Annotated in this window: 13 protein-coding genes and 1 pseudogene; 5 read left to right on the top strand and 9 right to left on the bottom strand. The window is 72.9% G+C overall.

What is annotated here, in order from left to right; translation table 11 throughout:
- Positions 1–56: 56 nt before the first annotated feature.
- The 4 genes from IEY61_RS06910 to IEY61_RS06895 all read right to left on the bottom strand — a co-directional run bounded on the left by IEY61_RS06910 (position 57) and on the right by IEY61_RS06895 (position 3,769).
- Positions 57–629 (bottom strand): hypothetical protein, encoded by a 573-nt coding sequence (locus IEY61_RS06910; RefSeq protein ID WP_189041703.1) that lies wholly within the window; start codon positions 627–629, stop codon positions 57–59.
- Positions 630–655: 26 nt separating this feature from the next.
- Positions 656–1,705, bottom strand: coding sequence for a type III polyketide synthase (locus IEY61_RS06905; RefSeq protein ID WP_189041701.1), 1,050 nt, complete (start codon positions 1,703–1,705; stop codon positions 656–658).
- Between the two features lie 90 nt (positions 1,706–1,795).
- Positions 1,796–2,986 carry an acyl-CoA dehydrogenase family protein gene (locus tag IEY61_RS06900; protein ID WP_189041699.1) on the bottom strand — a complete coding sequence of 397 codons (1,191 nt, stop codon included), beginning with the start codon at positions 2,984–2,986 and terminating at the stop codon, positions 1,796–1,798.
- A gap of 45 nt (positions 2,987–3,031) precedes the next feature.
- Entirely contained in the window at positions 3,032–3,769 is a 738-nt protein-coding gene (locus tag IEY61_RS06895) for a methyltransferase domain-containing protein (RefSeq protein ID WP_189041697.1), read from the bottom strand.
- Here IEY61_RS06895 and IEY61_RS06890 point away from each other — a divergent pair.
- The 4 genes from IEY61_RS06890 to disA all read left to right on the top strand — a co-directional run bounded on the left by IEY61_RS06890 (position 3,768) and on the right by disA (position 8,288).
- Positions 3,768–4,643: a UbiA family prenyltransferase gene (locus IEY61_RS06890; protein WP_229705740.1), complete on the top strand. Its 876-nt coding sequence runs from the start codon at positions 3,768–3,770 to the stop codon at positions 4,641–4,643. The two genes, IEY61_RS06895 and IEY61_RS06890, sit on opposite strands and share 2 nt — an antisense overlap.
- A 139-nt stretch (positions 4,644–4,782) precedes the next feature.
- Positions 4,783–5,469, top strand: coding sequence for a copper chaperone PCu(A)C (locus IEY61_RS06885; RefSeq protein WP_189041693.1), 687 nt, complete (start codon positions 4,783–4,785; stop codon positions 5,467–5,469).
- 87 nt (positions 5,470–5,556) lie between these two features.
- Positions 5,557–7,008 (top strand): DNA repair protein RadA, encoded by a 1,452-nt coding sequence (radA, locus tag IEY61_RS06880; protein WP_189041691.1) that lies wholly within the window; start codon positions 5,557–5,559, stop codon positions 7,006–7,008.
- 104 nt (positions 7,009–7,112) lie between these two features.
- Positions 7,113–8,288 (top strand): DNA integrity scanning diadenylate cyclase DisA, encoded by a 1,176-nt coding sequence (disA, locus tag IEY61_RS06875; protein ID WP_189041689.1) that lies wholly within the window; start codon positions 7,113–7,115, stop codon positions 8,286–8,288.
- A 24-nt stretch (positions 8,289–8,312) separates the two neighbouring features.
- On the opposite strand, the gene IEY61_RS06870 is transcribed toward disA, so the two are convergent.
- The 3 genes from IEY61_RS06870 to IEY61_RS06860 all read right to left on the bottom strand — a co-directional run bounded on the left by IEY61_RS06870 (position 8,313) and on the right by IEY61_RS06860 (position 10,286).
- The gene (locus IEY61_RS06870) at positions 8,313–9,044 is read right to left on the bottom strand and encodes a hypothetical protein (RefSeq protein WP_189041687.1); all 732 of its coding nucleotides are present in this window, start codon (positions 9,042–9,044) and stop codon (positions 8,313–8,315) included.
- A 139-nt stretch (positions 9,045–9,183) separates the two neighbouring features.
- The gene (locus tag IEY61_RS06865) at positions 9,184–9,750 is read right to left on the bottom strand and encodes a peptide deformylase (protein ID WP_229705739.1); all 567 of its coding nucleotides are present in this window, start codon (positions 9,748–9,750) and stop codon (positions 9,184–9,186) included.
- Between the two features lie 23 nt (positions 9,751–9,773).
- Entirely contained in the window at positions 9,774–10,286 is a 513-nt protein-coding gene (locus tag IEY61_RS06860) for a glycine cleavage system transcriptional repressor (RefSeq protein ID WP_189041683.1), read from the bottom strand.
- 96 nt (positions 10,287–10,382) lie between these two features.
- On the opposite strand from IEY61_RS06860, the gene IEY61_RS06855 reads away from it, so the two are divergent.
- On the top strand, positions 10,383–11,285 hold the full coding sequence (locus IEY61_RS06855; RefSeq protein WP_189041681.1) for an iron-sulfur binding domain-containing protein: 903 nt from the start codon (positions 10,383–10,385) through the stop codon (positions 11,283–11,285).
- A gap of 137 nt (positions 11,286–11,422) precedes the next feature.
- Here IEY61_RS06855 and IEY61_RS06850 read toward each other — a convergent pair whose 3' ends face one another.
- Positions 11,423–12,073, bottom strand: coding sequence for a C39 family peptidase (locus tag IEY61_RS06850; RefSeq protein WP_189041679.1), 651 nt, complete (start codon positions 12,071–12,073; stop codon positions 11,423–11,425).
- Between the two features lie 346 nt (positions 12,074–12,419).
- A pseudogene (locus IEY61_RS06845) lies at positions 12,420–12,609 on the bottom strand (AAA family ATPase); the annotation flags it as partial.

Raw genomic sequence — 12,609 nt, 5'->3', positions numbered from 1 at the left:
CGCGCCGCAAGCCCCCGCGCCCACCGCCCGTCCCGCCAAGCCTGCTCGGGCGGCGTTCACCCGTTGGGCATCAGCTGCGCCCGCACGTCGAGCGGCGCCGCTCCCGCGGGCGAGAGCGACACCTGCACCAACCCACCGGTCCCGATGATCTCGATCATCGCCACCGCACCGGCACAGCCAACGGTCATCGGATCGGCGGCCCGGCCGCCGAAGACCTGGATCAGCAGCTCGCCGGGGCCCGTGCAGCTGAAGAGCAGCAACCGCGACTCGCCGACGGCGAGCTGACCCTGCCGGATGAGCGCATCCCCCGGACTCAGCCTCGCGCGCTCGGTCCACTCGGCCACGCCAGCCCGCTCCTGCGACCGGCCCGGGTCGCCCTGACCCGATTCGACGGCAAGGCCCCCGACGGGCAGCCGGATCACCGCACCGGTACGCGCATCGACCAGGACGGTGGAGGCTGCGTCGGGTTGCTCCCGCACGACGGCGGACTCGCCCTCCGCGATCCCGGCGGCGGCCCGGGTCGACGTCGGCGCCTCGGCTCGCCACCACCAGCCGCCGACGAGCAGCACGACCACCCCGGCGCCAGCGAGCAGGACACCGCGGAGCCGATCCGCCGCATCGACATCCATGACAGTCAGGATATCCGTCCGGACGGTCAGGCGGTGCGTTCCAGCAGCGCGGCGTAGAGGGTCAGCCCCGGGCCGAAGGCCAGCATCACCACCCGACGAGCCGACGGCGCGGCCCGGATCAGCCGATCGAGGATCAGCAACACCGTCGGCGACGAGCAGTTCCCGTGCTGATCCAGGGTCTGCCTCGACGTGGCCAGCGCCGTCGGCGACAGGCTCAGCTCACGTTCCACCACGTTCAGGATGCGGGGGCCGCCGGGGTGCACCGCCCAGCCGTCCACCCCGGACGCGCTGGTGCCGTGCCGGGCCAGCAGGTCGTGCACCAGGCTCTGGACGTGGTTCGACAACACCTGCGGCACCTTCGGCGACAGGCCCATCCGGAATCCGGTGTCGGTCACGTCCCAGGTCATGTGATCGGCGGTGGAGGTGTCGGTCACCGCGCTGACCTCGCGCAGCGCGTACCCCCGGCCGCCGGGAACCACCGCGGCGGCGACCGCGGCGTCCGAGAAGAGCGCATGGGAGACGATCTGCTGAGTGTCCACCCGGGCCGAGGACGGCTGGAGATGCAGGCTGGTCAGCTCGGCGCAGAGCAGCAGCGCCGGGCGCCCGCGCGCGGTGACGAAATCACCCGCCGCGCCCAGCCCCGGCATGGCCGCATAGCAGCCCATGTGGCCGACGAACATCCGCTGGGTCGACGCGGCCATGCCCAGATCCCGGGCGAGCAGAATGTCCAGCCCGGGCGTCGCGTATCCGGTACAGGAGCAGACGACGAAGAGCCCGATGTCACCGGCGGCCAGGCCCGCCGCGGTCAACGCCCGGCCGACGGCCTCCTTGCCCAACGGCAACGCCTCGACCTGGTACCGGCGCATCCGCCGCTCGGTCGGCCAGTCGGAGACGTCCTCGAGCAACGGGTTCACCGCCGCCTGTCGCCGGCTCACCCCCGAGTTCGCGAAAATCCGCTGGGCGAGAGCCCGAGTGGGGCCGGAGTAGTGCCGGGAGAAAAACTTCTCCCACAGCTCCTGCTGGTCGGTGCCGGGCGGATGAGCCGTGCCCACGCTCGCGATCACCGGTACGGACACGGTTCCACCTTCCTCTCGCTCCGATTTCCAACGCTCACCGATCCCGCCTTCGGTTCGCGACTGCGGGGCTCGCAAGCTCACTCCTCGCCCTCACCAACGAGGGGCCGATGTGTCGCGGTCCGGGTCGCCACCGAGCGCGGCGACCCCAAGCCAGTCGGCGCAGACGTCGGAGGTTGCCGGATGCAGCGACCCGCACCGGGCGTCCCGGTAGAGGCGTTCGAGCGGATGACCGCGCCGGGTGGCGGAGGTGCCCGCGGCCTCCAGCATGGACGCGGCCACGTCCGCGGCGGTGGTGCCGGCCAACAGCTTGGCCCGCCACACCCACCGGTTGGTGTCCGCGTCGCCCGGAGCCTCGTCCACCCGGCGGGCCGCCTCCGCCACCACCAACTGCGCCGCCGCCACCGCGGCGTCGGCCCGGCCGAGCCGGGCGCGCACCGCCGGCAGCGCGGCGAGGTTACGCGCGTTCAGGTGCTCCGCCGCCGCGTCGATCGAGGCCCGGGCGACCCCGACGTAGACGGCGGCGTAACTGGCCACCAGCCAGTGCGGCATGAGCTGGGCGACCACCAGGGCCAGACCCTCCACCCCGCCGAGCAGCCGGTCGGCCGGCACCGTGACGTCCAGGTGCAGGTCGTGCGAGGCGGTGGCCCGCATGCCGAGCGAGTCCCAGGTCGGTTCGACGGTGAGGCCGTCGCCGGCCGGGACCAGAAACTGCGAGACCACCGACGGGTCGTCGACGCTGCGGGCGGCCACCAGGTAGCCGTCGGCGTGGCCGGCGCCGGAGCAGAAGGTCTTGCTGCCCTTGATCCGCCAGCCGCCCTCGACCGGCTGGTAGACCGTGGCGAGCTGAGACAACCGAGCACCGGCGGCGCGCTCACTCATCGCGACGGCGTACCAGGCGCCATCGGCCGCCGCCCGCAGCAGCCGGTCGCGGGCGGCCAGGGCCTCGTCCGGTACGCCGAGCGCCTCGGCCAACTCCTCGGTGACCGCGCCGAGCGCGCCGGTGACCGAGGCGTGCATGTTGAACACCAGCGCGGTCGCACCGTTGCCCCGGGCCAGCTCGGTGGCGACAGTCGCGTACTCGGAGAAGCTGGCGCCGGCACCGCCCAGTTCGGCGGGGACCATCAGCCCGAACAGCCCGGCGTCGCGCAGATCGGTGAAGTCCTCCGCCGGGAACGAGCCCTCCCGGTCGTGCTCGGCGGCCCGGGCCGCCAGCCGGGGTGCCAGCCTCCGGGCGGCCTCCGGCGCGGGCCGGCTCACGATCCGTCGGTTGTGCTCGCTCATCCGAATCCCCTCGTCGCCCATCTCCCATACCCCCACCCGTAGGCGCTATCCGCCGCGTACCCCCCGACCCTGATAGAGCACGGCGGTCGATCGCGTCGGCACGATGCGCGGTGCCCGGCCGACGGGTGCCCGCGCGGCACGGGTCTGGCGGAACAGCCAGCGCAGCAGCCCGGGTACGCCGGGTCGGACGCCACGGACGCGCAGGTCCACCCCGTGTCGGGCGCATTCGACAACCAGCTCGCGGTCGTCCACGAACAACCGTGGATCATGGATGCCGCGTGGCACGGTGGGTAGCCGCTCGGCGATCCGGACGGCAACCAGCCGGCTCAGTGCGGTGTCATTGAGGGTGTCCACCACCAGCAGACCACCGGGGCGCAGCAACCGGCACGCCTCGGCCACCGCGGCACGCCAGTCCGGGACGTGTTCCAGCAGCTCACCGGCGGCCACCACGTCGGCACAGCCGTCAATCAACGGCACCGCGACGGCGTCACCGTTGACCGCGGTCACGCCGTGCGCGACCGCCTGGGCCAGCGCCGACCGGGTCAGGTCCACCCCCACGTGCCGGTAGCCCTTGCCGGCCAGGTGCGGGGCGAGCAGTCCCGCACCACAGCCCAGATCGACCAGCAGCGCACCGGGCCGCGCCGCCGGAGGCACCAGGGCCGCCCGGGCCTGGGCCAGCCAGTGCAGCATGGCGAAGGCGCCGTCCGGCTGCCACCATTCGCCGGCCAGTTCGTCGTACTGGCGCGGATCATTGCGAGGCAGGCGGAGACCGGCGTCACGCATGGCACCGAGCGTGGCACGACTCCCCGGTAACGACCAGACTTCCGTTATGTCGTCGACGGTGTTAGGGCTGGTCAGGGCGAGCCATCCGGAGCCGACCACGGCGGTCACCGCGGTGACCGCCCTGCTCGCGGCCGGTGTCGGGCATTCGCCCGGCGGCATCGCCGTGGTGTCGCTCACCGTGGCGGCCAGCCAGTTCGCGGTCGGGTGGACCAACGATCTGCTCGACGCCGATCGCGACGCGCTGGTGGGACGTACCGACAAGCCGGTGGCCGCCGGCATGGTCGGCCGGCGCACGGTGGCGGTGGCAGCCGTGCTGGCCGGCGGTGCCACGGTCACGCTGGCCCTGACCACGAATCCGGTCGCGGCGCTCTGGGCCGTCCTCGGCCTGCTCTCGGCACTGCTCTACGACTGGCCGCTCAAGTCGACGTCGATCTCGGTGCTGCCGTACGCAGTCTCCTTCGGCGCGCTGCCCGCCTTCGTGGTGTCGGCGCTGCCCGGCGCGCCGCTCCCACCGGCGTGGCTGGTCGCCGCCGCCGCCATGCTGGGCGCGGGTGCGCACTTCGCCAACGTACTGCCCGACTTCGTCGACGACGCCCGGACCGGGGTGCACGGGCTGCCCCACCGGCTGGGTTCGGCGGGCAGCCGGGTCGCCGGGGCCGGGCTGCTGATCGCGGCGACCGTCACACTGGTGCTGGGGCCACCGGGACCGCCGTCGGGCGTGGGCCTCGCGGCGATCGCAGCCGCCGTCGTGATCCCGGCGCTGGCCTGGTACGCCGACCGGGCCGGGACCCGCCCGGTGGCCGCGTTCCGGGCGGCGATGCTGGTGGCGCTGATCGATGTGGTCCTGCTGGTCGCGAGCGGTCGGCTGGTGTGAGGCTCACCCCGTCAGGTAGCCGCTCAGGGTCGACGTGCGGGCCACGATCAGCGCCAACTACCCTGGAGCGCGGTCTGCGCGGGCATGGCCAGCGGGTCCGGCGGCGTAGCCGGGTGTGATCGTGACGAGGAGGACCGACGTGACGCGCTCGATCAAGGGTGCCCGGCGGGCTGCCGTGCTGCTGTCCGGGATCGCGACAGCAGGGCTGTTGCTGCTGTCCGGGTGCGGCGCCGGCCAGGTCTCAGAGACGGCGAACAAGGTTCCGTCGATCCAGGGCATCGACCTCCAGGCCACCGCCGGCAAGTACGGCGTACGGAGCGTGCTGGTCGCCTACCCGGGTGTCGAGGGCTACCGGGCCGGCGACAACGCAGTGCTCAACGCCCTCTTCTACAACGACACGTACGAGCCGGTGACGGTCACCGTCACCTCACCGGACGCCCGCGAGGTGGTGATCACCACGGTCAGCGCCGCGACCAGCCCGTCGCCCACCGGATCGCCCACGCCGACCGCTTCGCCGTCCTCGGAGGGCTCCCCCGGCCCGGACGAGTCAGCGGCGCCCGGCCCGTCCGAGTCCCCGGCCGCCGGGCCGGCCCGGATCGAGATCCCGCCGCTGGGCTACGTGCAGCTGAACACCTCGGGTGAGCGGGTGCTCCAGCTCATCGGGCTGAACTCGGCCCTGCTCGCGGGGGAGACCATCACCCTGAGCTTCGACTTCGGCAACGGCGACACCGTCACCAGTCCGGCACCGGTCGCCGTGCCGCTCTCCCCGGCGCCGCCGCCCTCGCCGATCATCGAGCGCCACACGGAGTACGAGGGCGGCCACTGAGCCGGGCCAGCTCTTCGACGGTGCCGTTCGGCGTGGTGACCCAGGCCGACGGCACTGTCGTCGTACCCGGGGATTAACGTCCCTCGGGTGAGCATCTCCCGATCGACCTCGGCGCGGGGCGGGACCGGTGGGCGTGGCAAGGCCGCCGCCCGGGAGCCCCGGCCCGCATACGAGTGCGACGCCTGCGGCCACCAGCCGCCGAAGTGGGTGGGGCGCTGCCCCGAGTGCGGCGAGTGGGGTTCGGTGATCGAATGCACCGTCACCGGCCCGACCGTCTCCGGGCGCGTGGTCAGCTCCCGGATGCCCGCCGAGCCGGCCCGCCCCATCGCCACCATCAGCGCGGCACCGGCCCGGGCCCGACCCACCGGGGTCAGCGAGCTCGACCGGGTGCTCGGCGGCGGGCTGGTGCCCGGGGCAGTGGTCCTGCTCGCCGGTGAGCCGGGGGTCGGCAAGTCCACCCTGTTGCTCGACGTCGCCCAGCAGTGGGCCGCCGGCGCGGGCAGCTCCTCGCTGGTGGTCAGTGGTGAGGAGTCGGTCAGCCAGGTGCGGCTGCGCGCCGAGCGCATGGGCACCCTGCACGACCAGCTCTACCTGGCCGCCGAGAGCGACCTCGCGGCGGTGCTCGGCCACCTCGACGCGGTCAAGCCCGGCCTGCTGGTGCTCGACTCGGTGCAGACCATCTCCACCACCGGCACCGAGGGGGTGCCCGGCGGGGTGACCCAGGTCCGGGCGGTCACCGCCGCGCTGGTCGCGGTCGCCAAGGAGCGCGGGATCGCCACCGTGCTGGTGGGCCACGTCACCAAGGACGGCCAGGTGGCCGGCCCACGGGTGCTGGAGCACCTGGTCGACGTGGTGCTGCACTTCGAGGGCGACAAGCATTCCTCGCTGCGGATGGTGCGGGGGGTCAAGAACCGGTTCGGCGCCGCCGACGAGGTGGGCTGCTTCGAGATGCACGAGGGAGGCATCAGCAGCCTCGCCGACCCGTCCGGGCTGTTCTTGACCCGCTACTCGGAACCGGTGCCGGGCACCTGCGTGACGGTGGCGATGGAGGGGCGCCGGGCCCTGGTGACCGAGGTGCAGGCGCTGATCGGTGCCACGGTGGCCGGTTCGCCCCGACGTACGGTCTCCGGGCTGGACTCGGCCCGGTTGGCAATGGTGCTGGCGGTGCTCCAACGCCGTACCGAACGACTCACCCTGCACGACCGGGAGGTCTTCGCGGCCACCGTCGGCGGCATCCGGGTGGTGGAGCCCGCCGCAGACCTCGCGGTCGCCCTCGCCGTCGCCTCCGGCGGTCTGAACCTGGCGATCGCGCCGCACCTGGTGGCGATCGGCGAGGTCGGTCTGACCGGCGAGGTACGCCGGGTGGGTGCGGTGCCGCGCCGGCTGTCCGAGGCGGCCCGGCTCGGTTTCCGGCTGGCCCTGGTACCGCCCGGCTGCGGCCCGGGGAACACCGGCGCCGGTCCCGAGCAGCTTCGGGTGATCGAGGTCAGCGACGTTCGCTCGGCCCTGCAGGCCGCGGCCCGGGCGTCGGCGGAGTGAGGGGTGGTGCCCGGGGTGACCGACAGCTGGCCGAGCGGTGGGGCCATGACACGTCACAGTAACCGCGACAGCACCCACCGCAGGGCAGTCCGTAGACTGTGCCCGTGCCAGTCGATCGCGATACCACCAAGCCTGCCGGCGCGACACCCCACGCCCGCACCGGCGCCGTGGGCTCGCCCGCCCGCCCGATCAGCATGAGCGTGACCGCAGGCAGCGCTGGTGACCCGCTGCGCGCCAACCTGGCCCTGATGGCACCCGGCACCGCGCTGCGCGACGGTCTGGAGCGCATCCTGCGTGGCCGGACGGGCGCCCTGATCGTCCTCGGCTACGACAAGGTCGTCGAAGGGCTGTGCACCGGCGGCTTCCCGCTGGATGTCGAGTTCTCCTCGACCCGGATCCGCGAGCTGTGCAAGATGGACGGCGCGGTCGTGCTCTCCAGCGATGGCACCCGGATCGTCCGGGCGGCGGTGCACCTCATGCCCGACCCGACCATCCCGACCGAGGAGTCGGGCACTCGGCACCGCACCGCCGAGCGGGTCGCCCGGCAGACCGGCTACCCGGTGATCTCGGTCAGCCAGTCGATGCGGATCATCAGTCTCTACGTCAACGGTCAGCGGCACGTGCTGGACGACTCGGCGGCCATCCTGTCCCGGGCCAACCAGGCACTGGCCACCCTGGAGCGCTACAAGCTCCGGCTGGACGAGGTTTCCGGCACGCTCTCCGCACTGGAGATCGAGGATCTGGTCACCGTACGTGACGCGGTGGCCGTGGTGCAGCGGCTCGAAATGGTCCGCCGGATCGCCGACGAGATCGCCGGCTACGTGGTGGAGCTGGGCACCGACGGCCGACTGCTCGCCCTGCAACTGGACGAGCTGATGGCCGGCGTGGACGCCGACCGCACCCTGGTCATCCGGGACTACCTGCCCACCGGGCGGAAGTCGCGCACCCTCGACGAGGCCCTGGTCGAGCTGGACCTGCTCAGTGCCACCGAGCTGATCGACCTGGTCTCGGTCGCCAAGGCGATCGGCTATTCGGCCGCCTCGGACGCCCTGGACGCGGCGGTCAGTCCGCGCGGGTTCCGGCTGCTGGCCAAGGTGCCCCGACTGCCGGTGGCCGTGGTGGACCGGCTGGTGATGCACTTCGGCAGCCTCCAGCGCCTGCTGGGTGCCACCGTGGAGGACCTCCAGACGGTCGAGGGCGTCGGCGACGCGCGGGCGCGAGGCGTACGCGAGGGTCTGTCCCGGCTCGCCGAGGCGTCCATTCTCGAGCGGTACGTCTGACTCCGCTCCGCTTCGCGACGGCGGTCAGTCGGTGAGGACGAGCTTCACCGGCTGGCTTCGCTTGGTGCCCACCCGGGCGAAGACCTCGTAGGTGCCGGCTGGCGGGGTGGGCCCGTTCGCCAGTCCGTCGGCGCACCGGCTGCTGTCCTTGCCGTTCCAGTCCACCCGGTAGGAGCGTTCGAAGCCGGAGGTGAACGACAGCACCTCCGAGCCGGTGGCCGTGCCGCAGGTGTCCGACGACCAGACCACCTCGGCGCCGGACTTGATGTACAACTCCTGGGCGGTCGCGCCGACATCCCGGCTGCACGTCCGCTCGGACCGGTTACGGATCTTGAGGTGCAGGTCGACGGCGGCACCACGGACCACCTGCGCGGGCAGGGCCACCGCGGTCACCGCGAGTTCGGCGTCCGTGCAGGTGCCGCCGTCGGCCACCGGGTTCCTGGCCGGCGCATCGGTGCTGGTGTTCGGCTCGGTCGACGTCTCGGTGGAGGGATCCGCCGTCGGCGTGACCGGGCCGGCCCCGGCGTCGCCCGAAGGGGGCGAGCCGGTCTGCGGAGCCAGCACCGACCCGGTGGGCTCCGGCGTGCCGGACGACACACCCGGGTCGGCCTGGCCGTTGCCGGTCGCGTCGTTGCCGCCGCGCGGCCCGTTGCACGAGTAGAGCAGAACGACCAGGAAGAGCAGGACCGCGCCGAGCACGACGGCGCGACGCCGCCAGTACACGGCGGGAGGCAGGGGGCCGACCGTCAGACGCATGATGCCCCCACGGTAGCCGTGGCGGGTGCGACGGATGGTAGCGACGCGCCGGGGCGCCCACGACCCATCGGAGTTGATCCTCCATTCTCGACAATCCGCGCCGGCACGGGCCCGGACAGTCACTGACGGTGCCGGTTACCTAGAGATAGACCTTGCGCTGATAGATCGCGTGCGCGCCGGACACCCGGTCCAGAAAGAGCAGGCCGGCGCAGTGGTCGATCTCGTGTTGCAGGGCACGCGCCTCGAAACCGTCCGTCACCAGGCGTACGATCTTGCCGCTGCCGGGCAGCGCCCCCTCGACCACCAGCCGGCTCGCGCGCTTGACGTCACCGGTGAGATCGGGCACCGACATGCATCCTTCCCGGCCCATCTTCCACCGGGACGCCTCGACCACCCGGGCGTTGCAGAGCGCGAACGTGCCGTGCACCGTCACCGCCTTGGCGTGCCCGGTGACATTCACCGCGAACACCTGCGCGCCGACGCCCACCTGCGGAGCGGCCAGGCCGACGCAGCCGGGCGCCACCCGCATCGTGGCGATCAGGTCGGCCGCCAGTTGCACGGTCTCGTCGGCGATCGGGTCGACCTCCGCACCGGCACCGCTGAGCACCGCGTCCGGGGCGGAGACCACCGGAAGCACCCCGCCGGCCCCCAGCGCCTCCGGCGTCCAGTCACCAAGGCCGACGTACGTCTCCGTCTGCGGATCCAACTCAGACCCGTCCCCGCGCCCCGTCACAACACATCCGGTTCGGCGGGACGGAGGGTGACCTCGACGCCCAGTTCGGCAGCGGTGCCGGCCAGCCGGTCGGCGAGCGGAGCGGCCGCGCCCGGTGGCAGATCGACCTCGGCGACCACCACGTAGAGCGATCCGGCCAGCCGGGTGCTCAGGTCGGTGACGTTGCCGCCAGCGTCCGTCAGCACCCGCGTCATCGCCGCCACGATGCCCATCCGGTCCGCACCGTGCACCGCCATCACGTACGGCTCGCCGGCCGTTGCCGTCTCGCCGTCGTGCGTCACGGCGCGTACGGTCGCCACCAGTTGGCTGTCGACGGCGAGCGGGGCCAACGCGGCCTCGACCTCGGCGACGGCCGGGCCGACGCAGATCAGGGTCATCGCGAAATGCCCCCGCAGTCGGGTCATCGTGCTGTCGGTGAGGTTGGCCCCGAGCCGGGCGAGCACCTCGGCGACGTCGGCCACGATGCCGGGCCGGTCCCGGCCGATGACGGTGATCGCGAGCTCATTCATCCGGGCATTCTGCCCGATCCACGCCCGCCGCTGGCCAACGACCCACCCGGCCCTTCCAGTCAGCGGGACAGCGCGCGTGTCATCATCGTCGGCGCGATGAACGAACCCACCTTCGCCGGACGAGTGAGCCGGTGGTACGAGCAGAACGCCCGGGACCTGCCATGGCGCCGGCCCGACGTGAGCGCGTGGGCGATCCTGGTCAGCGAGGTCATGCTTCAGCAGACCCCGGTGGCCCGGGTGGTGCCCGTCTGGCAGGCGTGGCTGGGCCGCTGGCCGACACCGGCCGCGCTGGCCGAGGAGAGCCCGGCCGAGGCGATCCGCATGTGGGGGCGGCTCGGCTATCCCCGCCGCGCGGTACGGCTGCGGGAGTGCGCCGTGGCCGTCGTCCAGCGGCACGGCGGGACCGTACCGGACCGGTTGGAGCAGTTGCTCGCCCTGCCCGGTGTCGGCACCTACACGGCGCGGGCGGTGGCGGCCTTCGCGTACGGCCAGCGACATCCGGTGGTCGACACCAACGTACGTCGGGTGGTCTGTCGGGCGGTGGCCGGTGAACCGGACGGGGGCCCCGCCACCCGACCCGCCGATCTGGTCGCCACCGAGGAACTGCTCCCCGCCGAGCCGTCCGCCGCCGCGCTCGCCAGCGCCGCCATCATGGAGCTGGGCGCGGTGATCTGCACCGCCCGCTCCCCCCGCTGTGACGCGTGCCCGGTCGAGACGATCTGCGCCTGGCGGGCCTCGGGCCAGGTCGCCCCGGTCGGCCCCACCCGCCGGCCCCAGCGCTACGCGGGTACCGACCGGCAGGTACGCGGGCTGCTGCTCGGGCTGCTGCGCGAGACGTCCGGACCGGTGCCACAGCAGCGGTTGGACCAGGTCTGGGCGGACGACGTGCAACGGGCCCGAGCGCTGGCCGGGCTGGTCACCGACGGACTGGTCGAGCCAATCGGGGAGACCTGGTTCCGGCTGGCCGGCGACGGCCCGCCGGCCCCGCTGGCCAGCTGACCCGATCAGCGCGCTGGCCCTGGCCTCGCCCTCGGCGCAAGCTCGCGGCCGCTGTGCGGCCTCGGTCGGGTGCTCCCGACCCGGGCAGGCCAACGGGCCGGCCCCGGTAGGGGCCGGCCCGTGCACGTTCCGGTCGGTCAGGCGGAGTAACCGCGGCTGGCGATCCAGTCGGCCAGCGCCTCAGCGCTGATCCAGTACTCGGCCTGGTTGGGGTCGGCCGAGTCGGCGATCTTCACCTGGTCGCCCTCGTCCCGGTAGCCGGTGACCGAGATGTAGTGGCCGCCCTCGAAGGAGTGGCTCACCCCGTGCATGTCCGTGGCGGTGCCGATCACGTTGGCCACCACGCCTCGGCCCTCATCGACGGCGCGTACGACGTCGGCGCGCAGCCGGTCGGTCTCGGCGTCGTCGGCGCTGCGGCCGGGAATCTCCACCGTGCGGTAAGCGTTCTTGCCGCTCTTCTTGTTCAGCGCCTTGGTGGTCAGGTACGCCGAATCGGTGCCCCGCTCGGTGGTGCCCAACTCACGAGCCAGGTCGTCCTGCGAGACGTCCTTGTCCATGGTCGTCAGGGCATTGCGGACCGCGGCCGGGCCGCAGTAGTAGAAGTTGGGTTGCGCCTGGTAACGCACCTTCAACTGCCGCTCGCCCGTGCCGTGCCCGCGCTCGGTCAGAGCGGCCAGCGGACCGGCGCCCTGTGCAGCGGCGGTCGCGCCCGTCGGGGCGGCGATCATCCCACCGGCGAAGACGGCACCGGCGGCGGTCAGGGCAACCTTACGAATCAGCGTGGTCATGCTCGTCGCCTTCCAGTTCGGGGAAACGACACGACATGGATACCGCGTCGGAAGGAAAAAGCAGCGGCGCGGGACGGCCGGCTGCGGTCACTCCCGGTTACAACGGCCCTCGGTTCCGGACCATGCCATGGCAGCAGGTGACGGCAGCCACACGCGCGCGCCGCCACCAACAACGCCGGCAGCAGCAACGGTAGGCCCGCCCCTCTTCAGAAGAGCGATCCCACCGGGCCTCGGCAGCGGGGCGGGGCGGTAGGCGGCATGCTCGCTTGGATCCACTGCTCTGAGCAGAGACAGCGGCGGCCCGGTGGCAGGTGCCACCGGGCCGCCGGCTGTCGAACCAGCTGACCTACTCGTCCGCGCCCGCGGTGGCCGTGCTGCCACCGAGATCGGCCGGGACCGCGTCCGGCACCTCGACCGGCCGCTCGGAGCCATGGAAGACGAGCTTGGACTTGTCGATGTCGTTCGGGTCGCCCTCGCAGTCCACCACGACGATCTGACCCGGGGTCAGCTCGTTGAACAGGATCCGCTCGGAGAGG

Source organism: Micromonospora sonchi (assembly GCF_014646235.1).
GTDB classification, from domain to species: domain Bacteria; phylum Actinomycetota; class Actinomycetes; order Mycobacteriales; family Micromonosporaceae; genus Micromonospora; species Micromonospora sonchi.
Note: the sequence above shows the minus strand (reverse complement) of the source record. Positions and strands in the feature narration are given on the sequence as shown.

Bases quoted from the DNA above. Each gene is read 5' to 3' on its own strand.
- IEY61_RS06895 (WP_189041697.1), bottom strand. From the start codon at position 3,769: ATGCGTGACGCCGGTCTCCGCCTGCCTCGCAATGATCCGCGCCAGTAC.
- IEY61_RS06850 (WP_189041679.1), bottom strand. From the start codon at position 12,073: ATGACCACGCTGATTCGTAAGGTTGCCCTGACCGCCGCCGGTGCCGTC.
- IEY61_RS06855 (WP_189041681.1), top strand. From the start codon at position 10,383: ATGAACGAACCCACCTTCGCCGGACGAGTGAGCCGGTGGTACGAGCAG.
- IEY61_RS06900 (WP_189041699.1), bottom strand. From the start codon at position 2,986: ATGAGCGAGCACAACCGACGGATCGTGAGCCGGCCCGCGCCGGAGGCC.
- IEY61_RS06860 (WP_189041683.1), bottom strand. From the start codon at position 10,286: ATGAATGAGCTCGCGATCACCGTCATCGGCCGGGACCGGCCCGGCATC.
- IEY61_RS06870 (WP_189041687.1), bottom strand. From the start codon at position 9,044: ATGCGTCTGACGGTCGGCCCCCTGCCTCCCGCCGTGTACTGGCGGCGT.
- IEY61_RS06910 (WP_189041703.1), bottom strand. From the start codon at position 629: ATGGATGTCGATGCGGCGGATCGGCTCCGCGGTGTCCTGCTCGCTGGC.
- IEY61_RS06890 (WP_229705740.1), top strand. From the start codon at position 3,768: ATGGCACCGAGCGTGGCACGACTCCCCGGTAACGACCAGACTTCCGTT.